The organism is Exiguobacterium sp. s6 (assembly GCF_018618155.1).
In the GTDB taxonomy this organism is placed as follows: domain Bacteria; phylum Bacillota; class Bacilli; order Exiguobacteriales; family Exiguobacteriaceae; genus Exiguobacterium; species Exiguobacterium mexicanum_A.
Map to the genome: position 1 here is coordinate 878,023 of NZ_JACSLN010000001.1, position 26,141 is coordinate 904,163.

General features: G+C 52.3%; 25 protein-coding genes. 18 read left to right on the plus strand and 7 right to left on the minus strand.

What is annotated here, in order from left to right:
* The first annotated feature begins 12 nt into the window (after positions 1–12).
* Positions 13–636, plus strand: coding sequence for a GTP pyrophosphokinase (locus KNP75_RS04535; RefSeq protein WP_034778254.1), 624 nt, complete (start codon positions 13–15; stop codon positions 634–636).
* A gap of 44 nt (positions 637–680) precedes the next feature.
* Here KNP75_RS04535 and rpsD read toward each other — a convergent pair whose 3' ends face one another.
* Together rpsD and KNP75_RS04545 are read right to left on the minus strand one after the other, a co-directional pair.
* On the minus strand, positions 681–1,280 hold the full coding sequence (gene rpsD / locus KNP75_RS04540) for a 30S ribosomal protein S4 (protein ID WP_029595169.1): 600 nt from the start codon (positions 1,278–1,280) through the stop codon (positions 681–683).
* 223 nt (positions 1,281–1,503) lie between these two features.
* A complete protein-coding gene (locus KNP75_RS04545) occupies positions 1,504–1,986 on the minus strand; it encodes a GAF domain-containing protein (protein ID WP_138859180.1) in 483 nt (160 codons plus the stop codon).
* Between the two features lie 237 nt (positions 1,987–2,223).
* Between KNP75_RS04545 and ezrA the strand changes: the two genes are divergently transcribed.
* Positions 2,224–3,954: a septation ring formation regulator EzrA gene (gene ezrA / locus KNP75_RS04550; protein ID WP_214823157.1), complete on the plus strand. Its 1,731-nt coding sequence runs from the start codon at positions 2,224–2,226 to the stop codon at positions 3,952–3,954.
* Positions 3,955–4,028: 74 nt separating this feature from the next.
* The gene (locus KNP75_RS04555; protein WP_215189948.1) at positions 4,029–5,609 is read left to right on the plus strand and encodes an amidohydrolase; all 1,581 of its coding nucleotides are present in this window, start codon (positions 4,029–4,031) and stop codon (positions 5,607–5,609) included.
* A 48-nt stretch (positions 5,610–5,657) separates the two neighbouring features.
* Here KNP75_RS04555 and KNP75_RS04560 read toward each other — a convergent pair whose 3' ends face one another.
* Positions 5,658–6,476, minus strand: coding sequence for an NAD kinase (locus tag KNP75_RS04560; protein ID WP_034778250.1), 819 nt, complete (start codon positions 6,474–6,476; stop codon positions 5,658–5,660).
* Between the two features lie 155 nt (positions 6,477–6,631).
* Here KNP75_RS04560 and tpx point away from each other — a divergent pair, with 155 nt between their 5' ends.
* The 4 genes from tpx to KNP75_RS04580 all read left to right on the plus strand — a co-directional run bounded on the left by tpx (position 6,632) and on the right by KNP75_RS04580 (position 10,488).
* Positions 6,632–7,120: a thiol peroxidase gene (gene tpx / locus KNP75_RS04565; protein ID WP_131471299.1), complete on the plus strand. Its 489-nt coding sequence runs from the start codon at positions 6,632–6,634 to the stop codon at positions 7,118–7,120.
* Between the two features lie 99 nt (positions 7,121–7,219).
* On the plus strand, positions 7,220–8,107 hold the full coding sequence (locus KNP75_RS04570; RefSeq protein WP_034778248.1) for a class I SAM-dependent methyltransferase: 888 nt from the start codon (positions 7,220–7,222) through the stop codon (positions 8,105–8,107).
* Positions 8,108–8,233: 126 nt separating this feature from the next.
* Positions 8,234–9,445 (plus strand): acetate kinase, encoded by a 1,212-nt coding sequence (locus tag KNP75_RS04575; protein WP_021065605.1) that lies wholly within the window; start codon positions 8,234–8,236, stop codon positions 9,443–9,445.
* A 431-nt stretch (positions 9,446–9,876) separates the two neighbouring features.
* Positions 9,877–10,488, plus strand: a complete 612-nt coding sequence (locus KNP75_RS04580; RefSeq protein WP_215189949.1) for a 3D domain-containing protein — start codon at positions 9,877–9,879, stop codon at positions 10,486–10,488.
* 50 nt (positions 10,489–10,538) lie between these two features.
* Here KNP75_RS04580 and KNP75_RS04585 read toward each other — a convergent pair whose 3' ends face one another.
* Positions 10,539–10,976: a universal stress protein gene (locus tag KNP75_RS04585; RefSeq protein WP_021065608.1), complete on the minus strand. Its 438-nt coding sequence runs from the start codon at positions 10,974–10,976 to the stop codon at positions 10,539–10,541.
* A gap of 183 nt (positions 10,977–11,159) precedes the next feature.
* Here KNP75_RS04585 and KNP75_RS04590 point away from each other — a divergent pair, with 183 nt between their 5' ends.
* Together KNP75_RS04590 and KNP75_RS04595 are read left to right on the plus strand one after the other, a co-directional pair.
* The gene (locus KNP75_RS04590; RefSeq protein WP_034778243.1) at positions 11,160–11,885 is read left to right on the plus strand and encodes an SDR family oxidoreductase; all 726 of its coding nucleotides are present in this window, start codon (positions 11,160–11,162) and stop codon (positions 11,883–11,885) included.
* Between the two features lie 12 nt (positions 11,886–11,897).
* Positions 11,898–12,620, plus strand: a complete 723-nt coding sequence (locus tag KNP75_RS04595) for a metallophosphoesterase family protein (RefSeq protein WP_215189950.1) — start codon at positions 11,898–11,900, stop codon at positions 12,618–12,620.
* Positions 12,621–12,664: 44 nt separating this feature from the next.
* On the opposite strand, the gene KNP75_RS04600 is transcribed toward KNP75_RS04595, so the two are convergent.
* Positions 12,665–13,762, minus strand: coding sequence for a M24 family metallopeptidase (locus tag KNP75_RS04600; protein ID WP_034778239.1), 1,098 nt, complete (start codon positions 13,760–13,762; stop codon positions 12,665–12,667).
* 161 nt (positions 13,763–13,923) lie between these two features.
* Between KNP75_RS04600 and KNP75_RS04605 the strand changes: the two genes are divergently transcribed.
* Complete coding sequence (locus tag KNP75_RS04605; RefSeq protein WP_034778238.1) at positions 13,924–15,234, plus strand: DRTGG domain-containing protein; 1,311 nt, start codon at positions 13,924–13,926, stop codon at positions 15,232–15,234.
* Positions 15,235–15,279: 45 nt separating this feature from the next.
* On the opposite strand, the gene KNP75_RS04610 is transcribed toward KNP75_RS04605, so the two are convergent.
* Positions 15,280–15,594 carry a YtpI family protein gene (locus KNP75_RS04610; protein ID WP_233004412.1) on the minus strand — a complete coding sequence of 105 codons (315 nt, stop codon included), beginning with the start codon at positions 15,592–15,594 and terminating at the stop codon, positions 15,280–15,282.
* Positions 15,595–15,671: 77 nt separating this feature from the next.
* On the opposite strand from KNP75_RS04610, the gene KNP75_RS04615 reads away from it, so the two are divergent.
* Positions 15,672–16,637, plus strand: a complete 966-nt coding sequence (locus KNP75_RS04615; protein WP_214706652.1) for a DHH family phosphoesterase — start codon at positions 15,672–15,674, stop codon at positions 16,635–16,637.
* Positions 16,638–16,655: 18 nt separating this feature from the next.
* On the opposite strand, the gene KNP75_RS04620 is transcribed toward KNP75_RS04615, so the two are convergent.
* Positions 16,656–16,847, minus strand: coding sequence for a YtzJ family protein (locus KNP75_RS04620; protein ID WP_034778236.1), 192 nt, complete (start codon positions 16,845–16,847; stop codon positions 16,656–16,658).
* Between the two features lie 103 nt (positions 16,848–16,950).
* Here KNP75_RS04620 and dnaE point away from each other — a divergent pair, with 103 nt between their 5' ends.
* From dnaE to KNP75_RS04655, 7 genes are all read left to right on the plus strand, one after another.
* Positions 16,951–20,121, plus strand: a complete 3,171-nt coding sequence (dnaE, locus tag KNP75_RS04625) for a DNA polymerase III subunit alpha (RefSeq protein WP_215189951.1) — start codon at positions 16,951–16,953, stop codon at positions 20,119–20,121.
* 75 nt (positions 20,122–20,196) lie between these two features.
* Complete coding sequence (locus tag KNP75_RS04630; RefSeq protein WP_034778231.1) at positions 20,197–20,751, plus strand: FadR/GntR family transcriptional regulator; 555 nt, start codon at positions 20,197–20,199, stop codon at positions 20,749–20,751.
* A gap of 14 nt (positions 20,752–20,765) precedes the next feature.
* The gene (gene accD / locus KNP75_RS04635) at positions 20,766–21,620 is read left to right on the plus strand and encodes an acetyl-CoA carboxylase, carboxyltransferase subunit beta (RefSeq protein WP_034779984.1); all 855 of its coding nucleotides are present in this window, start codon (positions 20,766–20,768) and stop codon (positions 21,618–21,620) included.
* Positions 21,613–22,548, plus strand: coding sequence for an acetyl-CoA carboxylase carboxyltransferase subunit alpha (locus KNP75_RS04640; protein WP_034778229.1), 936 nt, complete (start codon positions 21,613–21,615; stop codon positions 22,546–22,548). Before accD ends, KNP75_RS04640 begins: the two co-directional genes overlap by 8 nt.
* A 160-nt stretch (positions 22,549–22,708) precedes the next feature.
* Positions 22,709–23,677 (plus strand): 6-phosphofructokinase, encoded by a 969-nt coding sequence (gene pfkA, locus KNP75_RS04645; protein ID WP_034778227.1) that lies wholly within the window; start codon positions 22,709–22,711, stop codon positions 23,675–23,677.
* 95 nt (positions 23,678–23,772) lie between these two features.
* On the plus strand, positions 23,773–25,515 hold the full coding sequence (gene pyk / locus KNP75_RS04650) for a pyruvate kinase (RefSeq protein ID WP_214753045.1): 1,743 nt from the start codon (positions 23,773–23,775) through the stop codon (positions 25,513–25,515).
* A 66-nt stretch (positions 25,516–25,581) separates the two neighbouring features.
* Positions 25,582–26,046: a DUF441 domain-containing protein gene (locus KNP75_RS04655; RefSeq protein ID WP_214711711.1), complete on the plus strand. Its 465-nt coding sequence runs from the start codon at positions 25,582–25,584 to the stop codon at positions 26,044–26,046.
* Positions 26,047–26,141: the final 95 nt, after the last annotated feature.

The following is a 26,141-nucleotide window of genomic DNA, read 5'->3' on the forward strand; positions in this document are numbered from 1 at the left end:
GGAGGCTTTCCTATGGAAATTGAAGAGTTTTTTGGCGAACAGTTCCACCAATGGCGGGAGCGGTTCCGCTACTATGAGATGGCGATCACCGAGCTTGAGAGCGACCTCGGCATCATCGACCTCGATTGGCAGACGCGGCTCGGTTACTCTCCGATCGAACATGTGAAGACGAGGATGAAGACGTTGCCGTCAATTATCAAGAAGATGAACCAAAAAGGGCTCCCACTTGAAGTGGAAGCACTTTGGGACAATATTTATGACGTCGCAGGAGTCCGGATCGTCACGAGTTTCCGCGATGACATTTACGCCATCCTCGATCATTTGAAGAAGCGGGACGATTTACAAATCGATGAAATCAAAGACTACATCAAAGATCCAAAGCCGAGCGGTTATCGGAGCCTGCATCTCATCGTCCGGACGAAAGTTTATTTGGCGGAACGCGTCATTTGGGTGCCGGCTGAGATTCAGATCCGCACGCTCGCCATGGACTTTTGGGCGGCGACGGAGCATAAGCTACATTATAAATACCAGCACGTCGTCCCGGAGGCGTCGAAACTCGAGTTGATCGAAGCGGCCAAGATGGCGGACGCGCTCGATACGCAGATGGGCCGGATTCGTGAACAAATATTAAAGTAAAAAAAATCCCCTTTCCTGCCGAGGCAGGGAAGGGGATAAAAGCATTAACGTGAGTAGTACTCAACGATGAGTTGCTCTTTGATTTGGTCGTTCAATTCAGCACGCTCAGGAAGACGTACGAATGTACCTTCGAGCTTCTCAGCGTCGAATGTTACGTAGTCTTTTGTAGCTGGTGCTACTTCGAGAGCTTCAGCGATCGCTTTGAAGTTTTTAGACTTCTCGCGGACTGAGATGACTTGACCTGGTTTTACACGGTAAGACGCGATGTCTACACGTGAACCGTCAACTTGGATGTGACCGTGGTTGACGAGTTGGCGCGCTCCACGACGTGTGCGAGCGAGACCCATACGGTAAACGAGGTTGTCAAGGCGTGACTCGAGCAAGAACATGAAGTTCTCACCGTGGATACCTTGCATTTTCCCAGCATCGTTGAAGATGCGACGGAATTGCTTCTCGTTGATTCCGTACATGTGACGGAGTGCTTGCTTCGCTTGAAGCTGAAGACCGTATTCAGAGATTTTACGACGACCATTTCCGTGTTGACCTGGTGCGTAAGGACGTTTTGCTAATTCTTTACCCGTTTCGCTAAGCGAGATGCCTAAGCGACGCGAGAGTTTCCAAGCTGGACCTGTGTAACGAGCCATGTTTGGACTCCTCCTTGTTGTTCATGTATTTTGCACAAAAGAACAACGGTGTCAAAGACTGGTGACGCCCCTTTCATAGGTTCAAGCACCTTCACTTGATAGCGAAGCTACGAGATGCTCCTCCGACTCAGTCGAGGCCCGAAAGGTGGATACGTCTGTCAATGACTGCTATCGTCATTTCATGCACAAAAATCAGTATACGACGAAATGATTCGCTTGTCAATCAGATGAAGCGAAGTAATGTCTGACAGAATTGCTCCAACCCTTGACGGTCGACATCCGAGAAGCGATCGAACTCAGGGCTGTCGATATCGAGCACGCCGATGGTCTTACCGTCACGGACGAGCGGGACGACGATTTCCGAGTTCGAAGCCGCATCACAAGCGATATGGCCCGGGAATTGATGAACGTCTGCGATGAGTTGTGTCTCTTGCGTCGAGGCGGCTGTCCCGCAGACTCCTTTACCGAACGCGATATGGACGCAAGCCGGCAGGCCTTGGAACGGTCCGAGGATGAGAGCGTCTTCGCCTTCTGTTAAATAGAAGCCGACCCAGTTGATCCGGTCGAGGAATTGGTTGAGCAACGCGCTCGCGTTCGAAAGGTTCGCGACACGGTTCGTCTCGCCTTCGAGAAGCGCGGCGAGTTGTTTGTTTAGTAGGTCGTAACCGGCGGCCAAGTCGCCAGAATAAGTAGTCGTTTGGAACATGGGATTCCCTCCTAATGAATGAAAGCAAGATTGATTAGCATTATGGTACACGCATTTTTTTATTTTGTCTTCTTAAAAGATTCATGTGAAAAATAACATTCTCTCCCTAAACCGTTGGAAAACCTATGCAAATCATTGGTTCTATAATATGATTAGTATTATCTATACTCATAAAATACTTCATTTATTCATTCAGATACATAAGTCCACGAAAGCGGCTTGGAGGTTGTGACAGAGATGGATTACGGAATCTACGGAATTTTAATTGGAATCATTGTCATCGCATTAGGGGCGATGCTGGGAAGCATGCTCGTGCGAAGGAATTTTTACCAGAAAATTGATGATTTAGACATGCGCAAACAAAGCGTGCTCAGCGCCAGCGTCCCGGCCGAACTGCAGAAGTTCAAACAGTGGCCGATGGAGGGCGAGACGAAAGAAAAGTTCGAGCGTTGGCATCAGTCATGGGACGAACTCGTCAGTGTACATACCGGGCAAATCGATGAGGCGCTCTATCATGCCGAAGAAGATTTGGACAAATATCGCTTCCTCAAAGTTAAATCGGATTTGAATGCGACGGAACAGTTGATTGAAGAGCTCGAGTCGATGGTACACGCCATGCTCGACGAGATGGATGAGTTTAATCAGCATCATTCGTCGCTCCTCGATATCGTCAAAAAAGACGAGAAAGAGCTGTACCAATTCCGGAAGACACTCGTCGCGCAAAACAGTGCGTTCGGCCCGACGTATGAACTCGTCGAATCTGAGATTGCGGCAGCGGAAGCAAAACGGACCGAGATGATCACGTTGAAGCAAGAAGGCCAAGTATCGGAGGCGTACGTCGCCGGCCAAGTCTTGTCTGAGAAAGTGACGAAAATTCGTGAACTCGTCAGTGTCATCCCTCAGTTCGTCCGCACGGTGCAGGTTGACTTGAAACAACAGCTCAACCAGTTGCGTTCGGGGCATAAAGAGATGCAAATGGACGGCTACGCGCTCGAACCGCTCGGTTTAATGGAAGAAATCGAGCAGGCGGAAGATCGCCGATCGGCGCTCATGGACCGCATCGAACAGCTCAACTTCGATCATTTCGAGATGGACATGCAACAGCTCAGTTCGGACATCGACCAGTTGTTCGAAGCGTTCCGGACCGAAGTCGACGCGCGCCAATACGTGAAGAAAGAATTCGCGAGTGTGAAAGACCGTGACCGCCAAACGAGCGAAGTCATGGCGCGACTCCATCAAGAGATGACTCGACTCGTCAGCAACTATGAGATCAACGCTCGAGTCGGTGAAGAATTTGAACAGCTTGAACGTGAGCGGGCGACGCTCACGGCGAACGTGCTCGATATCGAACAGGCGCTCGTCGCCCAAATGATCCCGTTCAGCATGATCAAGTCGAAAGTACAAGAAGCAAAACGGTCGCTCGACCAGTTCAGTGCCATGCATGAACGCTTCATCGAGAATACGAACTCGCTCCGTAAAGAAGAGCTCGAGGTTCGTAACAAGCTCGAGTCTTGGAAGAAGGAATTGTCGGCCCATCGCCGACTCCTTACGAAGAGCGCCATGCCGGTCGTCCCGACGGATTTGACGAGCGATATGCGCCAATTGCAAAAAGGCGTTCAATCGTTGGACGAACAGTTCGAGAAGGCGCCGTTCAATATGACGTATATCGTTGGACTCAGCCACGACGTCGAAGAGACGATGGACAACTTCCGCGACCGGGTCAAAGCGCTCTTACGCCAAGTCACGTACGCCGAGCAGCTCCTGCAATATGCGAACCGCTATCGCCGGCGTGACAACGAGGTCCATATCGCCTTGACGCTCGCCGAGAACAAGTTTTTGCACGGAGAGTACGGCACGGCCGTCGAAATCGGTGAACGCGTCCTCGGCCGCTTCGATGAAGGCGCGGCCCGCGAGATTCGTCAGCGTGTCGAAAAAGGTTTGGAGCAACAAGAGCTATTACGAAAATAATGATGCATGAAGATTGACGTAAACGGGAATTAACGTAGACGTCAATCTTTTTTGAATCGAGGAGGAATTTTGTGATGGGAACGCTATGGGTAAACGGAAAGATCTATACGATGAATAAAGAGCATGAACAGGCTCGCGCCATGTATGTCGAGCACGGTCGCATTCTGAAGCTAGGTGAGGAAGGCCACCTTCGTCGTACATACGCCGGAAGGATCAAACAGATTGTGAACCTTGAAGGGAAGAGTGTTTATCCGGCGTTCACCGACTCGCACATCCATTTGATCGGATACGGGGAAGCGCTCGACCGCATCGATGCGACCGAGACGACGGATTTGCAAGCTCTGCTCGAGTCGATGAAACAAAAGGACGGCAGTGACAGAAGTGACGATTGGCTCGTCGCGGAAGGGTTCAATGACCGTCTGCTCGGAGAGATGCCAACGCGTGAGATGATTGATGCCGTCATCCCAGACCGGCCCGTCGTCTTGAAGCGGGTCTGTCGCCACGTCGCCGTCGTCAACTCGAAAGGATTGGAACGACTTGGCTTGATTCACCATACCGTCATCGAAGGCGGAAAACTCGGACGCGACGCGGAAGGGAAACTGAACGGGGTGCTATACGATGCGGCGCTCGATTTGCTCCATAAAGAACTGGGGGGGAATCGCGAGAAAAATGTCGCCTCACTCCACCGGGCCATCGACTCGCTTTTCGCCCACGGGATTGTCGGCGCCCATACGGAAGACCTGTTCTATCATGGCGACCCGCTCGAGACGATTCAAGCGTATGAGGACGTGTTAGCAGATCTCCCGTTCCACGCCCATCTGCTTGTCCATGAACAAGTCGTCGATCAATTAATTCGTCACGATGCGCTCGCGAAACGACCACGTTTCGATTTCGGGGCGATGAAACTGTTCGTCGACGGGTCGTTCGGGGGACGGACGGCACTCTTATCGGAACCGTATACGGACGAGCCGGGTCAGCGCGGAATCGAGGTCCATCGTCCGGACCATCTCGAGGCGCTCGTCAAAAAGGCGCGGTCGTACGGTATGAACGTGGCAGCCCACGTCATCGGGGATGCCGCCGCCGAACAGTTCATCACGTTGCTCGAGAAGTATCCGGCCAAGCGCGGGACGCGGGACCGAATCATCCATGCCTCGCTCTTGAACGATGCATTGTTGAAACGGATCCAGGCGCTGCCGGTATTGATTGATGCGCAGCCGATTTTCTTGTCGGACGACATGAACTTGTTGTTCGATCGGCTCGGAAACGACCGGGTCGATAACGCCTACCGCTTCAAATCGATGCTCGACACGGGAGCGCTCATTCTCGGGGGCAGTGACGCCCCAATTTCTTCGGTCGATGTACGAAAAGGCCTGTATGGTGCCGTCACCCGTCAATCGTTCGAGGAGTCGGGCGCGCTCAATCCGCCGGAACGCCTGTCGATGTATGAAGCGCTCCGTAGCTTCACGTATGCACCGCGCGTCGCCACAGGCACGCACGGACGTGACGGCTTGTTGATTCAAAGTTATAACGCCACGTTCACGGTGTGGGAAGAAGACTTCTTCGAACTTCGCGGGCGCGACATCCTCGACAACCGACTCGTCATGACGGTCGTCGAAGGGTCGCCGGTGTATGAGGCCGACGTCGTCAACGCATAATAAAAAGGCTAGCCGTCTAAGTAAAATGGACGGCTAGCCTTTTGTCGTTTAGAAGAATGAGCGTTGTACTTTGTGCCAGAACGAGTTGTTTTTCAACTTGACCGTTTTGACGACTTGGTCAGAGAGCTCGATATCGATTCGGTCGGTATATTTGAGGCTGAGCGCCTCGTTATCCATCCCGATGATCGGATAGTCGTTCCCGTCTTCGACGATGCGAAGCGACAGTTTGCGTGAATCATGGACGATGAACGAAGAACCGAGTGTACGGTAACGGTTATTGTTCACCGAAGCGATTTCGCTCACTTGCATGCATGGGATGAGCGGGTCGACGATCGCGCCGTCGAGTGATTTATTATAAGCCGTCGAGCCGGTCGGCGTCGAGACGACCATCCCGTCGCCGCGGAACGTCTCGAAGTGAAGATCGTCGATATATACCTCAATGGCGAGTGATTTGATGATACTCGACTTGATCGAGGCTTCGTTCAAACAAAGCATCGGTGTCGATTCATTGATTGAAGCCGATAAGAGCGGATATTTCCGTACCTCGAGCCCGGCTTCGATCCGAGCAGAGTTATCTGAGAATAAACGATCGACTTCGTCGAGCTTATGTATGTCGAAGTCGCAATAAAACTCATTCAATCCGCGTCCGAACCCGACGTAGATGGCGTCTTGACGGAAGCCTGTATAACGGACGGCCTGTAAGAACGCGCCATCTCCCCCGATGGCGACGATGATGTTGGCGTCTTCCGGACGATTCACGACGTTGAAGCCATGCTTCTCACCGATCTCGATTAGTTTCTTTACCTCTTTAGTAAAGTCGTTGACGTTACGATGGTACAAATAAACGTTGTTTCTCATCCATGTCATCCCCTTTGTCAATTGAGTCTCTTTCATTATACAGCGTTTTAGACGCTCGATATAGGGAAAATCACAATCAGGCCGTCTGAGGCAGGAAGTTTGTCATCGAGACGGCACCATCGATATGATGAAGAAGTATAAATCAAACCAAAGGGGATGAAACGATGCCAACATTTAAAGGCAATACCGTTACACTGCAAGGGAATCCGGTCAAAGTCGGAGATGCTGCACCGGACTTTACAGCGCTCACGACGGCACTTGAAGAGGTGACGCTCGCGTCATACCCAGGGAAAAAATTGATTAGTGTCGTCCCGTCGATTGATACAGGCGTCTGTGATGCACAAACGCGTGCGTTCAACGAGAAAGCGGCAACGCTTGGAGGGACAGTCTTGACCGTGTCGAACGACTTGCCGTTCGCACAACGTCGCTGGTGTGCGGCCTCGGGCCTCGATAACGTCATCATGTTATCGGACCACCGCGACCAATCGTTCGCGAAATCTTACGGCGTGTTGATGGAAGAGCTCCGTCTACTCGCACGCTCGGTGTTCGTCATCGACTCAGAAGGTACGGTCCAATACGTCCAGTACATGGATGAGATGACAGACGAGGTCGATTTCGATGCGGCGCTCGAAGCGTTTGATAAAGCGAACTGATTCGCTTGGCGAAATGACCACGAATCGCTTACACTAATAGAAGTGAACCGACCGGCTCTCCATCAGAGGGCCGGTTTTGTATGGAAAGGATGATCGAAGATGGAACGATTTGAACAATTGTATCGGGATTGGAAGAAAGAGGCGAAGAAGCTGACGACCGACCTTGATTTGTTACCGCTCGAGGCGTTGATTGAAGTATTTGAACGAGTCGATGTCGAACAGGAGAAGACGGATGATGTCCGCAAAGCCGTCAGTCTGCTCGTGCTCGAGGAGACGACGACACTCCCGCCGAACCACCAACCGACACCGGACGCTGTCAGCCTGTTCATCGGGTACTTGGCAACGAAGCTCGTCAAAGACGGGGCGAGCGTGCTTGAACTTGGAAGCGGGACGGGGACACTCGTGCATGCCGTGTTGACACAATTGAAAGACGCCACCGCACAAGCCGTCGAAGTCGATGAGACGATGCTTCGTCTGTCTTACGCGATCAGCAACTTACTCGGGAAACCGGTGTCGTATTTCCACCAGGACGCGCTCGCACCGTTGTTCGTCGAGCCGAGCGATTTAGCGCTCGTCGATTTGCCGATCGGCTACTATCCGAACGATGAGGTGGCGTCAGGCTACGCCTTGAAACGTGAGGAAGGCCATTCCTATTCCCACTTCTTGTTGATCGAACAAGCGATGCGCCACCTGAAACCGGGCGCGCATGGCATCTTCGTCATCCCGAACAATTTGTTTGAACAGGATGACGAAGGGAAATTAAAACAGTGGATGGACCGTGAGGCCGTCGTCAAAGGAGTTCTGCAACTCCCGACGACGATGTTCAAAGATGAGCGATATGCGAAGAGCCTATTGATGTTACAAAAGCTCGGGGAAGGCGTCAAACGCCCGAAACAAGCGCTCCTCGTCGAATTGCCGTCGTTCACGGACGTACGTGCGGTTGCCAATATTGTGAAACAGATTGACGATTGGTTTAAAACAACATAATTTTTATTGGGCAAAAGACTTGAAAAACATATGCCATATCAAGTATCTTCATTATGATACAGTTATCGGTTTTTAAGAGAACAGATAAAGACTCGTGTTTAAATCGAAAGGTAAGAGGTGTATGACATGACAAAAATTATGGCAGTCAACGCAGGTAGTTCGTCATTAAAGTTCCAGCTTCTCGAGATGCCATCTGAGAAGATGCTCGCCGTCGGGCTCGTCGAGCGTGTCGGAAAAGAAGATGCGATCTTCACGATTAAATATGGCGAAGGACAAAAGTTCCATATCGTCACACCGCTTCATTCACATAAAGAAGCGGTCGAGCTCTCGCTCGAAAAATTGATCGACCTTGATATCATTCAGTCGTTCGACGAAATCGCAGGCGTCGGTCACCGTGTCCTTCACGGAAAAGAGTTGTACGCGGATTCGGTCGTCATCGACGATGAAGTCATGAAGAACATCGAATCGTTCGTCGAACTCGGACCGCTCCACATCCCGCCAAACTTGACGGGGATTCGTGCGTTCCAAACGATTTTGCCGAACGTACCGCAAGTCGCGGTCTTCGACACGGCGTTCCACCAGTCGATGCCGGAAGAGAACTTCTTGTACAGCCTTCCGTACGAGTACTACACGGAGCACGGCGTCCGGAAGTACGGTTTCCACGGAACGAGCCACAAGTACGTCACGCAACGTGCGGCAGAGCTTCTCGGTCGTCCGCTTGAAGACCTTCGTTTGATCTCATGCCACCTCGGTAGCGGTGCATCAATCGCAGCGGTTGCCGGTGGTCGTTCGATCGACACGACAATGGGCTTCACACCGCTCGAAGGAATCACGATGGGCACACGTTCAGGATCACTTGACCCGGCCCTCATCCCGTTCTTGATGCAAAAGACAGGCAAGTCGGCTGAAGACGTATTGAACGTCATGAACAAAGAGTCAGGTGTCTACGGTCTCTCGGGTATCTCGAGTGACTTGCGTGACATCGAGCAAGCAGCGGCTGAAGGCAACCACCGTGCCGAAGTCTCGCTCAAAATCTTCTCGAACCGTATCCATGGTTACATTGGTCAATATGCGGCTGAGATGAACGGCGTCGACGCAATCATCTTCACAGCTGGTGTCGGAGAAAACTCTGACGTCATCCGTGAGCGCATCCTTCGTGGCCTTGAGTTCATGGGTGTTTATTGGGATCCATCACTCAACAACGGAGCACGCGGCAAAGAGTTGTTCATCAACTACCCGCACTCACCAGTCAAAGTCATCATCATCCCAACGAACGAAGAGTTGGTCATCGCACGCGATACCGTACGCATCGCCAACCTCGTTGAGTCACACGTTTAAGTTATTACAAAGTCCGTCCCGCAACCTTGCGAGACGGACTTTTTTAGTGCTTTTGACGCATGAAGAGGGAAGGGATTGTGACAATGGACCGAATGAATCCATCTCGTTTGTAACATTTGACGTAAGAAAAGCAGGTTTTCGTAACAATCCAGATATATTAATTCCTTTAAATGGGAATTAATATGACAAAAACTAAAGATTATTATTAAAACCGTCATCTTTCTTTAAAAGATGACGGTTTTGTAATCTAATCGTAACTTTGATGACACTCAAATGAATTTTAGTTGTAAACGCACGTCGTCATGTTTCGTCATATAGTTATCTGGACGAAACATTCAGCAATAAACGCGAAATGTGACAGTGAATACGGCACCACAGATTCGACACCATGAACTTACAACTCACAAACCGACTAGGAGAGGACAAACCACATGCTCAAAAAAATTGGAACGGTCTTACTACTGACGGTCATGACACTCGCTATGCTCTTGCCACAACAACAACAAGTTGAGGCATCTTCAAAAGTTTACGTTCAAAGCCAAGTTAACGGATTGAACGTCCGCTCGGCAGGTTCACTCAACGGAAAAGTCATCGGCAAGATCAACAAAGGACAACAATTACAGCGTACCGGCTCAAAAGGGGCTTGGATTCGCGTCAACTACAAAGGCAAAGCAGGTTGGATCGCTGCTAAGTACTTGAAGTCAGTTAAAAAAGCTACAAAGTCGGTAACAAAAACAAGTTTGAAAGCGAAAACTTATAAAATGAATGCCTCGGCCTACACACCGTATTGCAAAGGATGTTCAGGTGTGACGGCACTAGGTTGGAACGTCCGGGCCCAAAAACGTAATGTTATCGCTGTCGACCCGCGCGTCATCCCGCTCGGCAAGAAAGTACAAGTGTACGTCGGCGGGAAGTTGATGGGCACATACACAGCGGCCGATGCAGGCGGCGCCATCAAAGGCAACAAAATCGACATCTTAATGTACTCACAAAGTGCGGCCCTCAACTTCGGTCGTAAGACAGTAACTGTCAAAGTATTATAATCAGTCATACGAAAGGGCCATCGCATTTGCGATGGCCCTTGGTTAATACGTTATTGGCGGACGATGAGCACGTCACACTTCGAATAGCGGACGATGCTTTCAGAGACGCTACCGATGAAGAAGCGTTCGACGGCGTTCAAGCCGGTCGCTCCACAGATGATGAGGTCAATGTCGTGATTCGGTGCGATTTTTTTAGCAATCGTCACTTTCGGAGAGCCGTACTCGATGACCGTCTCGACTTCTTTGACACCACGTTCTTTCGCGCGATTGACGTAGTCCTCGAGCAATTCCTTCGCATACGTTTCAGCACGCTCGGTAATCGTCCGGTCATATGCTTCGACCGTGGCGAACGTCCGTGTATCGATGACGTGACCGATATACAGCTTGCCATCGTTTCGAAGGGCGACGTCGATTGCTGTTTCAAATGCGCGTTCCGCCTCTTTCGAGCCGTCGACGGCAGATAGAATATGTTTGTAGACAATTGCCATGTAAATCCCAACCTTTCGCTTGAAATGTACGTGCGGCTTACATGTATAGTATACCACTTCTGCCTAAATTCACGCCCGATTCTTTCAGAAATGTGTGAAATATTCACAACTTTCTCACCGAACAGGTTGAAGTTTGGAAATGAGCAGACGGAACGGGTAAGATGATACAGAGGAGGGATGACGATGAAACACGTAGTCATCACGGCCGGTGCGAAAGGGATCGGCCGCATTGTGACGGAACGACTGTTAGAAGAAGGTTGGCACGTCAGCGTATTGCAACGGAAGCCAATCGATTGGAACCACGAGCGGTTACATATGATCGAGACGCCGTTGACGGACCGCCAGGCCGTCTTGAGTGCCTATGAAGAGGCGGTGGCCAAGTTCGGAGAACCGGACGCGCTCATCTTGAATGCCGGGCCATATATCTTTGAACGGAAATGTCTCGTCGACTTGTCTGACGAGGAATGGGACGAGGTGATCACGGGTAACTTGTCAGCCTCGTTTTGGTTGATGCGCCGAGCCATCCCGAGCATGCGGTCGAAACAGTTCGGCCGCATCATCACGTACGGCTTCCCGGAAAGTGCGACGGCACCAGGCTGGATTCACCGGTCGGCGTTCGCGGCAGCGAAAACAGGACTCGTCAGTTTGACGAAGTCGGTCGCGCTCGAAGAGGCGGCCTACGGGATCACGGCCAATATGATCAACCCGGGCAATATCGTCGGCGCTCAAAAAGAGATGCGCATTGAAGCGGCCGAACCGGATGACCAGACACCGGTCGGCCGGCACGGGACAGGTGAAGATATCGCACGAATGATTCTGTTCTTGCTCGCTCGCGATTCTGACATGGTCACGGGTGCTGTCATTGATGTGACCGGCGGTGTCAACGTCGTCCATCAATACCGGAAATAAGGAGGGGTCTGCATGAAGTTGGCCATATTGACCGATATCCATGGCAACGTCCAAGCGCTCGATGCGGTGCTTGCCGAACTGGACCGGCAACGGATCGATCAAATCTGGAGTTTAGGGGACATGATTGCGATGGGACCCGATTCGAACGAAGTGATGGCGCGACTGCTCGACCGCGGCGTGCACATGATTACGGGCAACCATGACGAGGCCGTGTTGTCGCTCATGGCTGGGACAGGGCATCCCGAAAGCTACGCACACACGCGCCCGCATCATGATTGGGTGGCGCGTACGTTGAAACCTGCCTATGCGGAGGCGCTCTTCAAGCTGCCGCGCACGATTGAACGTGTTGTCGAAGGGACTCGCGTATACGGCATCCATTACCATATCCCGACCGAGAAACGGGAGACGCCGATCACCGAGGAACCGTTCCACGACATCGTCGAGGCGACACTTTCGAACATGCAGTCGCTTTACGCGGCGTATGAGGCGGATGTCATCTGCTTCGGGCATCATCATCCGGAGCACATGTTTCGGGATGACGTGAAACATTATTTCAATCCGGGAGCGCTCGGTGTCGCCCGTGACGACTTGGCCCGTTACGGCATCCTCGAGTGGGGTGAGGCCGGCTTCTCGATTCACCCACAAGCCGTGCCGTATGACAAACGCTCGTTCCTTGAGACGATGGAACGCCGTGACGTGCCACAACGAGACGTCATGTTCCGACTCTTTTATTGACCGTGAAAAAGACCAGCCGCGCGCGGCTGGTCTTTCTTTGTGACTCAATCGATTTCTTGGAGCGTTTTCGGATAACTCGTCAACAGAATCGGGCCACTCTCGGTCATGACGATGTCGTCCTCGATGCGGACGCCGCCGACGCCAGGGAGATAAATCCCCGGTTCGACGGTGAACGTCATCCCGACTTGGGCCGTCATGTCGTTATTGGCGGCCATTGACGGGAATTCGTGTACTTCGATGCCGATACCGTGTCCGACACGATGCGTGAAGTATTCCCCGTAGCCGGCCGTCGTGATGACTTGACGGGCCGCGATATCGATCGAGCCGAGCGTCGTCCCGACGTTCGCCATCTCGATCGCAGCTTCTTCGGCCTTGAGGACGGTCTCGTAAATCTCTCGTTGTTTCGTGCTCGCTTCTCCATAGACGACGGTGCGAGTGATGTCAGAGGCGTATCCTTGCCAAATGACACCGAGGTCGAACAAAGCGAAATCGCCTTTCTTCAAGCGATTGTTGCCGGGTACACCGTGCGGGTCGGCGCTATTCTCACCGAACAACACAAGTGTGTCGAACGACATCTCCCGGACGCCTTGCTTCTTCATCGCATACTCGATTTCCGCGATGACCTCGAGCTCGGTCACGCCTTCACGCAATGCGCGAATCCCTGCCTCGATCGCCATATCGGCGAGTTCGGCGGCGCGCTTCATCAAGCGGACCTCGTCCGGTGACTTGATCATGCGAAGTGCCTGCAACTCTTCCGTCAAGTCGATGATTGACAGTCCCGCGAAACCGGCGCGGAGTTGCTCGGCGCGATTGTACGTCAAATGCTCGCCTTCTACTCCGATTCGCTCGGGGATGATCTGTTGGTCGAGGAACAGTTTGACGACTTTGTCCCATGGGTTTTCATGATCCATGTACGTGACGATATCGCCGTTCCACTCGCTCGCTTCGACGATTCCTTTTTCAAGTGCTGGACAGACGATCGCGGTCGTGCCGTTCTTCAAGACAAGAATGGCGATGAGCCGCTCATGAGCCTCGGCGTATACTCCTGAAAAGTAGAAGACCGATGCTTTCGATGTGACGAAAGCGGCGTCTAACCCTTTCGTGGCCAAAGATTGTGCAATATGGTTGGTTCGTTGATTCAACTCGTTTCCCTTCCTTCTCGTTCATTGGCGTTCTTTCTCATTATAACGTTTTCCAAAACGGAAAGGAAATGTCACCATTTCAGTAGTACAGTTTGAAGAAGAACGACTGATACAGTATACTGAGGATGACAGAAAATGTATTGAGGAAAGGGACTCGTGACATGACAACAAAACATGAACAGATCATAGCACATATCGAGTCGCTCGATGTCGGGTCCAAAATTTCGGTCCGCCAAATCGCGAAAGAGTTGGCGGTATCAGAAGGAACGGCGTATCGGGCCATCAAAGAAGCAGAGAATTTAGGATTTGTGTCGACGATCGAACGGGTCGGGACGATCCGAATCAAGCGTAAGCACAAAGAGAATATCGAAAAACTGACGTTCGCTGAAGTCGTCAATATCGTGGACGGGCAAGTGCTCGGCGGCCGTGACGGGCTGCATAAGACGCTCTCGAAGTTCGTCATCGGGGCGATGAAGCTCGAAGCGATGATGCGTTACATCGATGTCGACTCGCTCGTCATCATCGGAAACCGGGAAAAGGCGCATGAACTCGTGCTCCAGTCTGGCGGTGCCGTCTTGATCACGGGTGGATTCGATACGACCGACGAAGTGAAGCGGATGGCGGATAAATACCACATGCCGGTCATCTCGACCTCCTATGATAGTTTCACCGTCGCGACGATGATCAACCGTGCCATCTATGACCGTTTAATCAAAAAAGAGATTCTACTCGTATCGGATATCGTCATTCCGCTCCACGACACGTTCTATTTAAAAGTGGACGATACGGTCAAACGCTGGCATGAGCTGAATGAACGGACGAAACATAATCGCTATCCCGTCATCGACGAACAGATGAAAGTCGTCGGGGTCATCACGGCGAAAGACTTGATTGACCGCCCGCATGACACCGAAATCGAGAAAGTGATGACGAAGAGCCCGATCACGGTCGGCGTTCAGACGAGCGTCACCAATGCCGCCCACCAAATGGTATGGGAAGGTATCGAGATGTTGCCGGTTGTCGACAACTACGGCCGTCTGCTCGGAATCATCAGTCGCCAAGACGTCTTGAAGGCGCTCCAACTCGCCAACCGCCAACCGCAAGTCGGCGAGACGTTCGACAATATGATCACAAACCAATTGAAAGAAGATCCGAACTCGAACGGGACCGCGTTCACCGTCGAGGTCGCGCCGCAAATGACGAGCCACATGGGGACGGCGTCGTCAGGTGTCTTGACGACGTTACTCGTCGAAGGGGCGACTCGGAGTCTGCGTCATATGAAAAAAGGCGACCTCGTCGTCGAGAATATCACGGTCTATTTCATGAAACCGATTCAAATCGAGAGCCAAATCCGAGTCTCGGCCAACGTGTTCGACCTTGGCCGGAAGTTCGGGAAAGTCGACGTCGAGATGACGCAAGGCACGCAACTCGTTGCCAAAGCGCTCGTTACGGCGCAATTGATCGACCGTTAACTAAAAAACGAGCTGATGATGTCATCAGCTCGTTTCTGTCTGTCCTTATGCTTGTTTGATCGGCTCTTCGTTCGCGAGCGGATAGATTTTACGGTACCGGATGAACCCGACGACGGCATTGCCTAGCCCTAGGACGAGCATGGCGATGCTGACGATCCAACCGATCGTCGAGCCGAGCCCGAGGCCGCCGATCATTTGGTTGACGGCGAAAAGTGCGAGGAACAGGCTCAACCAGATAAGCGCTTGCGTGTTAAAGAGCGCTTTCCGGTATGGTGTCTTCGTCAAATAGGCGCGTCGTTTAGAAACGAAATAGGCACCTAACGAAAACAAAATGAGTCCGATCATAATTAATTGACCCAAGTGAAGAAACCCCTTTCAGACGTGTAATCTGTTATCATCATACCATAGAATAGTGTTCAAGAAAGCGAGGAATGGCGATGGCACACTGGCCAGAGGCAGCAACGATATTGAAATTGATTGAAGCGGCGGATACGATCATGATCCACCGACACGTCCGTCCTGACCCTGACGCGCTCGGCAGTCAGCTAGGGTTGAAGCGGATGTTAGAGGTCGCTTATCCGGAAAAACGGATTTACGTCGTCGGCGGCATCGTCCGCGACTTAGAATTTTTAGGCAAGATGGAGCATGTTGAAGCCGACATGTACAAAGATGCGCTCGTCATCGTGCTCGACACGGCTAACCACGAACGAATCGATGGGCCGCACGCCTTGACAGGCAAGACGGTCGTCAAAATCGATCACCACCCTGATGAGGACGCGTATGCGACCCATCAAATCGTCGACACGACGGTCAGTTCGACGTCGGAGATGATTGCTGAACTTGCGGGAATCTGGGGGCTTGCCCTTGACGAGGCGTCCGCATTCTTGTTGTTCGCCGGGATTGTCGGCGACACGGGACGGTTCCAGTTCCGCAATGCGACGCCGCGCACGTTTGAGGTCGCCGCCGAATTAATCAACTACGGCATCGATACGAATCGGTTGTATCGTCAAATGTATAAGACGAACTTGGCGACGTTACAACTCCAAGGCTATGTGCTTCAAAACGTCAACGTGACAGAAGCGGGTGTCGGCTACGTCAAAATCGATGCGGACGTCTTGCGGACGTTCCACGCGACACCGGAAGCGGCATCGTTGCTCGTCAACAGTTTCTCAGGACTCGAAGGATTGAAGTGCTGGGTCATGTTCGTCGAGAACAAAGATGAGATTCGGGTGCGAATCCGTTCGAAAGGGCCGGTTATCAATGAAGTGGCGAAACGCTATCGCGGTGGCGGCCATCCGATGGCAGCCGGTGCCACGATCGATACATGGGAAGAGATGGACGAAGTGATCGCGGCACTCGATGAAGTCGCGGCACCGTTCACGTTCGAAACAGAAGAGAGCTGACCCGTTGGTCAGCTCTCTTCAGCTTTTATCCTGATCTTGTGGGATGAACCATGTGCCGCGGTCGGTCACGTCCTCGACGACGTCGAGTTGATACTCGGCGATATAGCGGCGGAGTCGGTCGATAATCTCCGGGCTATCGGCGAAGACGGTCTGGCCGTTCTGTAAATTTTCGAGCTTGTCTCGTGCGATTTTGCCCCGATTAATAATCATACGGTTTATACCCCCTTTTAGGAGAAGTTTTGTCTATAATTATTGTATCAGACAAGTGCCGGAATGAGTTTGACAATTGTGAAAAAAAGAAAGGGGGGATCTTGTGATCCACTTGAATGTACGATCGGCTTTTAGTTTGATGCAGAGCACGATTCGACTTGAACAATACGTCGCGCTGATGGCTGAGAGAGGGAGTCGGGCTGTCGCGCTCGCTGACGATGCATTATACGGCTTGCCGCAGTTCGTCCGATTGTGCGAGCGCTATGCGGTCAAACCTGTCATCGGGTTGCGGACCACGTTGCGGATGGATGGGTTTGACGTGTCTGTCCTCGTCTACGCGTTGACCGAGGAGCAGTTGCCGGAACTGTATCGCCTTGTGCAGGCCGATGGAGTGACCGAGACGACCGAACTGGCGGTAGTCGTCTTACCGGAGAATTGGAAGACGAACGACCCAGTTCACCGCAGGCGCTTGTATAACCATCTGCTCGGTTACGTGAACGAGGAGAAACTATGGCTCGGATTGCCGGCGCCCCAAACGACGGAGCAGACGTTGATGCTCAGACAGCTCCGCGAGATGCGGGATGAGCTCGGCACGAAGCTCGTGCCGGCCCCCGAGACGTGTTACATGCGCCCAGAAGATTTCGAGGCGTATCGTGCCATCGTCGCCATCGGCGAAGGAGAGCTCATCTCGCAAGAAGACGTTCACCAGAAAGGGAAATACGTCCGCCTACCGAGTGAGATGAACGATTGGTTTGAACCGATCGAACTCGAGGCACTCGACCGATTCGAATCTCTCGTGTCCGTCACTCGGTTGCCGCAAGCTACAACATCCATCCCAGAATTCGAAGGTGCCATCGACCGGTTGAAGCGACTCGTTGCCGACCGCTTAAAGGCGCTCGACCTATTCCAAGAAGATTATATCGAACGGGCCCGCTATGAACTCGATATCATCGCGCGGACGGGTTTCGCCTCTTACTTCCTCATCGTCGAAGATATCGTTCGCTATGCGAAGGAACAAGGGATCGAGGTCGGTCCGGGTCGTGGTTCCGCGGCCGGGTCGCTCGTCAGTTTCGCGCTTCACATCACCGAGGTCGACCCAGTCCGGTTCGGTCTCTTGTTCGAACGATTTTTGAATCCGGAACGAATCACGATGCCGGATATCGACTTGGACTTCGAGGATGAACGACGCGATGAGGTCGTTCGCTACGTGTTGGAGAAGTATGGTGAAAACCATGCGGCCCAAATCGGTACGCTCGCCACGTTCGGTGCAAAGGTGGCGTTACGGGATGTCGCGCGGGCGCTCGGTCTGACGCTTGAAGAAGGACAAGCGGCCAGCAAACAAGTAAAAGATGACGGGCTGGCCGGGATTTTGGCCAACCCTTCGAAAGTGAAATGGTTCGCCGGCAGTCAAAAACGCTCGCAGCTCTTGAAAATCGCCTCCGAGTTGGAAGGGTTACCGCGCCAAGCTTCGGTCCATGCGGCCGGCCTTGTGCTCAGCCGGGAGGCACTTGATGCGATCACACCGTTGCAGCCGACGACAGGGGAGCAAGTGACCCAATATAATATGAAGGATCTCGAAGCGCTCGGTCTGTTGAAAATCGATTTGCTCGGCCTGCGCAATTTGACGAGGCTCCGGCAGATGGAGGCGCTGATTCGGGAGACGGATGAGCTGTTTTCGCTGAAGACGATCCCATTGAATGACGCCAAGACGTTCCGCGTGCTCGCCCGGGGTGACACGGACGGGATCTTCCAATTTGAGTCGGAAGGGATGAAACAAGCGCTTCGGCAAGTGAAGCCGACCGAGTTCGAGGATATCGTTGTCACGATGTCGCTCTATCGTCCGGGGCCGATGCAGTTCATCGATACGTATGCGAAGCGCAAGCATGGGATGCCTTATCAAGCGGTCCATCCGGTCGTCGGCGACATCATGCGGACGACGAACGGCGTGCTCGTCTACCAGGAACAAGTCATGCGCTTGTTGCGGGAGCTCGCGGGGTACTCATACGCCGAAGCGGATTTGATACGCCGCGCCATCGCCAAGAAAGACGTGGCAGCGATTGACGTCGAGAAGGCCCGCTTCTTAGAACGTTCGTCGGAGCGGTTCGACAGTGACTCGATGCGGCAAGTGTTCTCGTGGATCGAGAAGTTCGCAGGTTACGGCTTCAACCGTTCCCACGCCGTCGCCTACAGTTTGATCAGTTACCGTCTAGCTTATGTGAAGGCGCACTTTGAACGAATCTTCTATCTCGTGACGTACGACAAGACGAATCAGCTCGTCCGCATGTTGCGGAAAGGAAAAATCCCTGTCTATCCGCCCGACGTTCTGCACGGCCAAGCCGCCGCCTTTTTAGAAGGGCCCGGCGTGCGTCTCGGACTGAAGGCGGTCCAAGGGTTGACGAAACGCGATGTCGAACGGTTGATTGAGCATCATGCCGAGTTCACCGATGTGAAGCGCCTGCTTGAACTCATGGACTGGGGAACGAAAGACCATATGAAACTGCGACGCCTGCTCGGTGCTGGGGCGTTGGATCGGATGTACCATGGTGAGCGTCGACGTGCCTTTGAAGCGGTCGAACGGCTTCGCGAGGAGACAGAGACGCATCTGCTCCCGGATGAGTTATCCGCGCTCGGGTTAAAACGATCCGCGCCGATTGAGCCGAATTGGTCCGAAGAAGAACGAGAGGCGCTCGGGACGTGGATCGTCCATTCGCCATTGACGACGGTCGCGCCCCTCTCGATCGAGACGGTGACGATTGATGAAGTGCTCCATGGCGAACGTGGATTCATCGTCGTCTACGTGGATGCGATTCGGACATTTAAGACGAAGAAGAACGAAGAGATGGGTGTCGTCATGGTCGATGACGGTGTGTCGCAAGATGAGGTCGTCATCTTCCCGCGAGTGTTCGCGCAATTTTCGCGCTCGCTTTACGTCGGGAACGTCCTCTTGCTCGAGGTGCATCCAAATGAACGGGACGGACGGCGTCAACTCGTCGTCGAGCGGGTCCGGCCGCTCCATGGACAAGCGCTCTTTGTCCGGCTGCGCTTGGAGTCGTTCGCCGACCTCGAAGAGTTGCTCCATACGTCCAAAGGGGATGTGCCGGTTATTTGTCGGTTCTCGGATTCAAAGGAAGTGAAGCAACTTGCCTCGGCGTATGCGGTCAATCCGACGGAGTCATTGCTCTTGGCGTTGAAACAACGGTTTGGTGAAACGGATGTCGTGTTGAAGCGGGTCGACTCGAAATTGCCCGGTACGAAAACTAGTACCAAGTCATAAAAAGTGGTATAATCTGATTAATTGGTCTGACCACTTTAGAGAAAATGCCATCCAAAAAGGGAGTTGAACGGTCAGATGCATGGAAAACACGCATCCTCATTTCACGAAAATATTTCTAAAATTAGAACGTTGATCGTCCAGGCCTCACTCGAGCCAGGCGACCGTCTCCCGTCAGAACGGGAACTCGCCGAGACCCTATCCATCAGCCGTGCCTCGGTCCGTGAAGCGTTACGGGCACTCAGCTTCCTTGGAATCGTTGAGACGAGACATGGCGGCGGCACGTTTTTATGTGAGCAAGATCGCCATCGGTATATTGAGATTTTGTCTGAATTTATCGTCACGAAACAGACGAAGGCGTCAGACATTGTCGATATGTTGCGACTGCTCGAACGCTTGGCGTTGACGGAAGTCGAACCGACCCCGGAACGCATCGCGTTGCTAGAGGGGAGTGTGGAGACGGACCGTGCCTTCCGGCAGCATCTCATCTTCGGGTTGAAGAATGAACTGTTCATTCGAATTTGGAGTGAAGTAAACCGATTTTATGACGGGACGGACGCGGGCGACTTGTATACTGAAGATGAACGTAGACGATTGTTGGAGATGTGGCGTGAGGCGGGGATGCCGGAATGAACGAGGGGGAAGCGATGACTGCTTTTTTCAAGAAACCGAAACGATATATGCCTTTGCGTCAACGAGAACCAAAAATTGACGCACCACAAGGCTTGATGACAAAATGTCCATCCTGTAAATATATGCATTACACGAAACAGTTAAACGAAAATCATAAAGTGTGTGATTGCGGCTACCATTTCCCGCTCAGTGCAGATGAGCGGATTCACATGTTGGTCGACGGTCAATCGTTTGAAAAATTTGCGGGACCGCTCGTCAAAGAGAACCCGCTTGATTTTCCAGATTATGAAGATAAATTGAAAAAAGACAGGGAGCGAACTGGGATTGAAGAAGCCATCGTCTGTGGCCGCGCCACGATCGATGGGCTCCCGGTCGTCGTCTGCGTCATGGACGCCCGCTTCCGTATGGGATCGATGGGGGCGTATGTCGGAGAAGCGATCGCCTCGGCCGTCCGGACCGCGACGAAAGAACGATTGCCGGTCGTCCTGTTCACCGCTTCAGGCGGAGCGCGCATGCAAGAAGGCATGGTCAGCTTGATGCAGATGGCCAATACGTCGATTGCGTTGAAACAACATGACGAGGCCGGTCTCTTGTACGTCGCCTACTTGACGCACCCGACGACAGGTGGCGTATCAGCCAGTTTCGCGATGCTCGGGGATGTGAACGTCGCCGAACCGGGGGCGTTGATCGGCTTCGCCGGTCGTCGCATCATCGAACAGACGATTCGTGAGAAATTGCCAGACAACTTCCAAACTGCCGAGTTCTTGTTAGAAGCGGGGCAACTGGACGCCGTCGTTCACCGTGAACAGATGCGTTCGTTCTTGAAGAAGATGATCGAGTTACACGGCGGGGAGGTCCATCATGTTTGATCCAATCAAAGAAGTAAACGAACAGCTCGGGAAGTTGCGCGAGACGGCAGAGACGAAAGGCATCGACTTATCTCGAGAAATCCGTCATCTTGAAGCAAAGCTTCATCGATTAGAAAAAGACATTTATGGGAATATGAAACCGTGGGATCGCGTGCAACTGGCGCGTAACCCGAAACGGCCGACGACGCTCGATTATATCACCCAACTGTTTCCAGATTTCATCGAGTTGCACGGTGACCGTCACGGCTATGATGATGCTGCCATCGTAACGGGATTGGCCACACTCGACGGGACAGCGGTGACAATTATCGGCCATCAACGAGGTCGTAACACGAAAGAGAACATGAAACGTAACTTTGGGATGCCGCATCCAGAAGGCTATCGCAAAGCGCTTCGCTTTATGAAGCAAGCGGAAAAGTTCAATCGTCCTGTCATCACGTTCATCGATACGAAAGGCGCTTACCCTGGGAAAGCCGCCGAAGAGCGTGGACAAAGCGAGGCGATTGCGCGCAACTTGTTCGAGATGGCGACGTTGAAAGTGCCGATTATCTCGATCGTCATCGGAGAAGGCGGGTCGGGCGGAGCGCTCGGGATTGGTGTCTGTGACCGTCTGCTCATGTTAGAGAACAGCACGTATTCGGTCATTTCACCAGAAGGCGCCGCCGCGCTCTTGTGGAAAGACGCGAAGCTCGCAGAACGCGCAGCGGAGACGATGAAGATCACAGCACAAGATTTGCTGAATTTAGGGATTGTCGATGAAGTCGTCACCGAGGTATTCGGCGGCGCCCACATCGATGTGTCATTACAGTCATCACTCTTAAAGCCTGTATTAGCACAACACATGACGGAGTTGCGAGGCCGGACTCAAAATGAGTTGTTGCAAGGGCGGGCCGCCAAATATCATCAAATTGGCACAATTGGCTCGTGAAAACGTTAACAACCGCTTCGGGTTCACGTTCATTCACTCACGAGATGACTGGTTTTGAGCACACCCCATGCTTTTTTTTCACATACTTGTGTTGTAAAACAAAGGTCAGACATGGTATTTTATTTTCAGATTTCGTTAAAACACATAAGAGGTGAGTGACGTGAATTTAAAACGTATTGCGGTATTGACAAGTGGGGGAGACGCCCCTGGAATGAACGCTGCAGTCCGTGCCGTGACCCGAAAAGCAATTTTCGAAGGTCTAGAAGTGTACGGTGTGTATAACGGCTATCAAGGTCTAATCGAAGGAGATCTCGTCGAATTGAACCTCGGTTCGGTCGGCGATATCATTCAACGCGGAGGAACATTCTTACGTTCGGCCCGTTGCCCTGAGTTTAGAACGGAAGAGGGTCGTGCGAAAGCGGTCGAGCAGTTGAAGAAATTCGACATCGACGCGCTCGTAGTAATTGGTGGAGACGGTTCATACCGTGGCGCCCAAAAGTTGACAGAACTCGGTTTCCCAACAATTGGTCTGCCGGGAACGATCGACAACGATATCCCGGGTACAGATGCGACAATCGGATTCGACACAGCGCTCAACACGGCGCTTGACGCGATTGACAAAATCCGTGACACGGCGTCGTCGCATGAACGGACGTATGTCATTGAAGTGATGGGCCGTGACGCAGGTGATATCGCACTTTATGCCGGTCTTGCCGGCGGTGCCGAGTCAATCCTCGTCCCAGAACGTCCAGAAGACTTGAGTGCGATCGTGGAACGCATCAACCATGGTGTGGCTCGCGGTAAGAAACACTCGATCGTCGTCGTCGCTGAAGGCGCCGGCAGTGCGGAAGAGATCGGAAAGATGATCGCTGAGAAGACAAACTCAGAGACACGCGTGACGATTCTTGGACACATTCAACGTGGCGGTTCCCCGACTGCTGCGGACCGCGTGCTTGCGAGCCGCATGGGTGCTTACGCTGTCGAGATTTTACTCGAAGGCAAGGCAGGACGTGTCGTCGGCATTCGTGCCGGTAAGATGATGGATCTCGATATCGACGAAGCGCTCGATCACAACAAGCACACGCTCGATATGCAGTTGATCGATCTTTCGAACCAACTTTCGATTTAACGAGTACCAGTGAACTCCACAGAGACGGGATCAGGTCGGTTGACCCCCCGTTTTCTGTGTGTAAATGTAATACATCCCCTAGGAGGTTTTTATTTATGCGTAGAACGAAAATTGTATGTACGATTGGACCAGCTTCAGAGAAACGTCTTCCGGAAATGATTGAAGCCGGTATGAACGTCGCCCGTCTCAACTTCTCACACGGTGACTATGAAGAGCACGGCGCACGTATCCGCGACATCCGTGAAGCAGCAAAAGCTGCCGGCAAAGTCGTGACGGTTCTTCTTGACACGAAAGGTCCTGAAATCCGTACACATACGTTTGAAGACGGAAAAGCACTCCTCGAAAAAGGCAAAGAAGTCATCATCGTCTCGACAGAAGAAATCGTCGGAACGAAAGATCGTTTCTCGGTCACGTACGAAGGTCTCTACGAAGACGTTGAAGTCGGTTCACGCATCATGCTCGACGACGGACTCATCGGTCTCCTTGTCGTTGAGAAGCTCCCGAACCGTGACCTTCGCTGCGTCATCGAAAACGAAGGCGTCATCAAGACGAAGAAAGGTGTCAACTTGCCTAACGTCAAGGTAAACCTTCCTGCCCTTACAGACAAAGACATCGCGGACATCGAGTTCGGGATTTCACAAGACATCGATGTCATCGCGGCATCGTTCGTCCGCCGTGCGTCTGACGTCGTTGAGATTCGTCAACTTCTTGAACGCAACAACGCGTCACACATCAAAATCTATCCGAAAATCGAGAACCAAGAAGGTGTCGACAATATCGACGAAATCTTGGCGATTTCTGACGGTTTGATGGTCGCTCGTGGTGACCTCGGAATCGAGATCCCAACGGAAGAAGTCACACCAGTTCAAAAAGAATTGATCAAGAAGTGTAACGACCTCGGGAAACCGGTCATCACGGCTACACAAATGCTTGATTCAATGCAACGCAACCCGCGTCCAACACGTGCGGAAGCATCTGACGTTGCCAACGCCATCCTCGATGGTACGGATGCGGTCATGCTTTCAGGTGAGACGGCAGCAGGGGACTACCCAATCGAGTCAGTTCAAATGCAAGCAGCAATCGCTGTACGTACTGAGCAAATGCTCGACTACAAAAACTTGCTTAAAGATCGTCAGAAACGCAGTGAGCACACGGTCACGGATGCAATCTCACAAGCGGTTGCCCACACGGCAATCAACTTGAACGCGAAAGCGATCTTGACACCGACACAATCAGGTTACACGGCTGCTCGTACAGCGAAGTATCGTCCAGAGGCGAACATCATCGCGGTCACAGAGTCAGAGCGTGTGGCACGTCAATTGAACCTCGTTTGGGGCGTGTACCCGATCATCGCTGACACAATGCCGAACAACACGGATGAGATGTTGGTACAAGCTTCAGAAGCGGCTCGTCACGCTGGATTCGTCACAGACGGTGACCTCGTCGTCATCTCGGCTGGTATCCCGGCTGCGACTGCGGGTACGACGAACATGATGAAAGTTCATATCGTCGGTCACGCCCTCGCAAACGGCCGCGGGATCGGTGAGCGCGGTCTCGTCGGTGAAGTCGTCATTGCGAACAATGCAGACGAAGCGAATGCGAAAGCGAAAGACGGCATGATCCTCGTCGCACCATTCACAGATAAAGAAATGATGCCAGCGATTGAAAAAGCGGCTGGAATCATCACTGAAGACGGCGGATTGACGAGCCATGCTGGTATCGTCGGGCCATCACTCCGTAAACCGGTCATCGTCGGTGTCGAATCAGCGACATCAACGTTCCGTGACGGACAGATGATTTCGATCGACCCACTTACTGGTAAAATCTACAACGCGTAATCGAATGCCAATCGAACCGACTCTCTCATGAGTCGGTTCTTTTTCCATTCAGAAAGAGAGTCTATGATGAGTGCGTATTTATTCTTATTGCTGCTCGTGTTGATCGGTGTCATTGCCCATAACCAATCGATCATCATCGCCAGCAGCGTCCTATTGATTATTAAAGCAATCGGATTCGGTGATCAACTGTTTCCGACGCTCGCCTCAAAAGGCATCCATTGGGGCGTGACGATTATCACGATTGCCGTGCTCGTCCCGATTGCGACCGGTGACATCGGGTTTAGGGAATTGTGGAATAGTATTAAAGGGCCGGTCGGCATCATCGCTTTCGGGTCAGGAATCTTCGTCGCGCTCGCCGCGGCCCAAGGCGTTCAACTGATGCGAGTGGACCCTGTCGTGACGACGGCACTCCTCGCGGGCACCATCCTAGCCGTCGGTTTCATGAAAGGTGTGCCGGTTGGACCGCTGATTGGAGCCGGGATCGCCGCTTTGATTTTAGGTGGATTTAGCCTGTTAGAAAAATGGTTCTGACATTTTTTGACGGCTGGATACGCTTACATTTCTTTTTTTCAGTAAATTGTTTATACTAGATAAAGGACAGGGTGGAGCGAGCTCGAAACGGATTG

Coding starts and splice junctions, on each gene's coding strand:
- KNP75_RS04585 (WP_021065608.1), bottom strand. CDS start 10,976: ATGGCAATTGTCTACAAACATATTCTATCTGCCGTCGACGGCTCGAAA.
- KNP75_RS04545 (WP_138859180.1), bottom strand. CDS start 1,986: ATGTTCCAAACGACTACTTATTCTGGCGACTTGGCCGCCGGTTACGAC.
- KNP75_RS04605 (WP_034778238.1), top strand. CDS start 13,924: ATGACAACAAAACATGAACAGATCATAGCACATATCGAGTCGCTCGAT.
- KNP75_RS04615 (WP_214706652.1), top strand. CDS start 15,672: ATGGCACACTGGCCAGAGGCAGCAACGATATTGAAATTGATTGAAGCG.
- KNP75_RS04570 (WP_034778248.1), top strand. CDS start 7,220: ATGGAACGATTTGAACAATTGTATCGGGATTGGAAGAAAGAGGCGAAG.
- KNP75_RS04630 (WP_034778231.1), top strand. CDS start 20,197: ATGCATGGAAAACACGCATCCTCATTTCACGAAAATATTTCTAAAATT.
- KNP75_RS04575 (WP_021065605.1), top strand. CDS start 8,234: ATGACAAAAATTATGGCAGTCAACGCAGGTAGTTCGTCATTAAAGTTC.
- KNP75_RS04595 (WP_215189950.1), top strand. CDS start 11,898: ATGAAGTTGGCCATATTGACCGATATCCATGGCAACGTCCAAGCGCTC.
- accD (WP_034779984.1), top strand. CDS start 20,766: ATGACTGCTTTTTTCAAGAAACCGAAACGATATATGCCTTTGCGTCAA.
- KNP75_RS04580 (WP_215189949.1), top strand. CDS start 9,877: ATGCTCAAAAAAATTGGAACGGTCTTACTACTGACGGTCATGACACTC.
- KNP75_RS04590 (WP_034778243.1), top strand. CDS start 11,160: ATGAAACACGTAGTCATCACGGCCGGTGCGAAAGGGATCGGCCGCATT.
- ezrA (WP_214823157.1), top strand. CDS start 2,224: ATGGATTACGGAATCTACGGAATTTTAATTGGAATCATTGTCATCGCA.
- KNP75_RS04655 (WP_214711711.1), top strand. CDS start 25,582: ATGAGTGCGTATTTATTCTTATTGCTGCTCGTGTTGATCGGTGTCATT.
- pyk (WP_214753045.1), top strand. CDS start 23,773: ATGCGTAGAACGAAAATTGTATGTACGATTGGACCAGCTTCAGAGAAA.
- rpsD (WP_029595169.1), bottom strand. CDS start 1,280: ATGGCTCGTTACACAGGTCCAGCTTGGAAACTCTCGCGTCGCTTAGGC.
- KNP75_RS04560 (WP_034778250.1), bottom strand. CDS start 6,476: ATGACATGGATGAGAAACAACGTTTATTTGTACCATCGTAACGTCAAC.
- tpx (WP_131471299.1), top strand. CDS start 6,632: ATGCCAACATTTAAAGGCAATACCGTTACACTGCAAGGGAATCCGGTC.
- KNP75_RS04620 (WP_034778236.1), bottom strand. CDS start 16,847: ATGATTATTAATCGGGGCAAAATCGCACGAGACAAGCTCGAAAATTTA.
- KNP75_RS04555 (WP_215189948.1), top strand. CDS start 4,029: ATGGGAACGCTATGGGTAAACGGAAAGATCTATACGATGAATAAAGAG.
- KNP75_RS04640 (WP_034778229.1), top strand. CDS start 21,613: ATGTTTGATCCAATCAAAGAAGTAAACGAACAGCTCGGGAAGTTGCGC.
- KNP75_RS04535 (WP_034778254.1), top strand. CDS start 13: ATGGAAATTGAAGAGTTTTTTGGCGAACAGTTCCACCAATGGCGGGAG.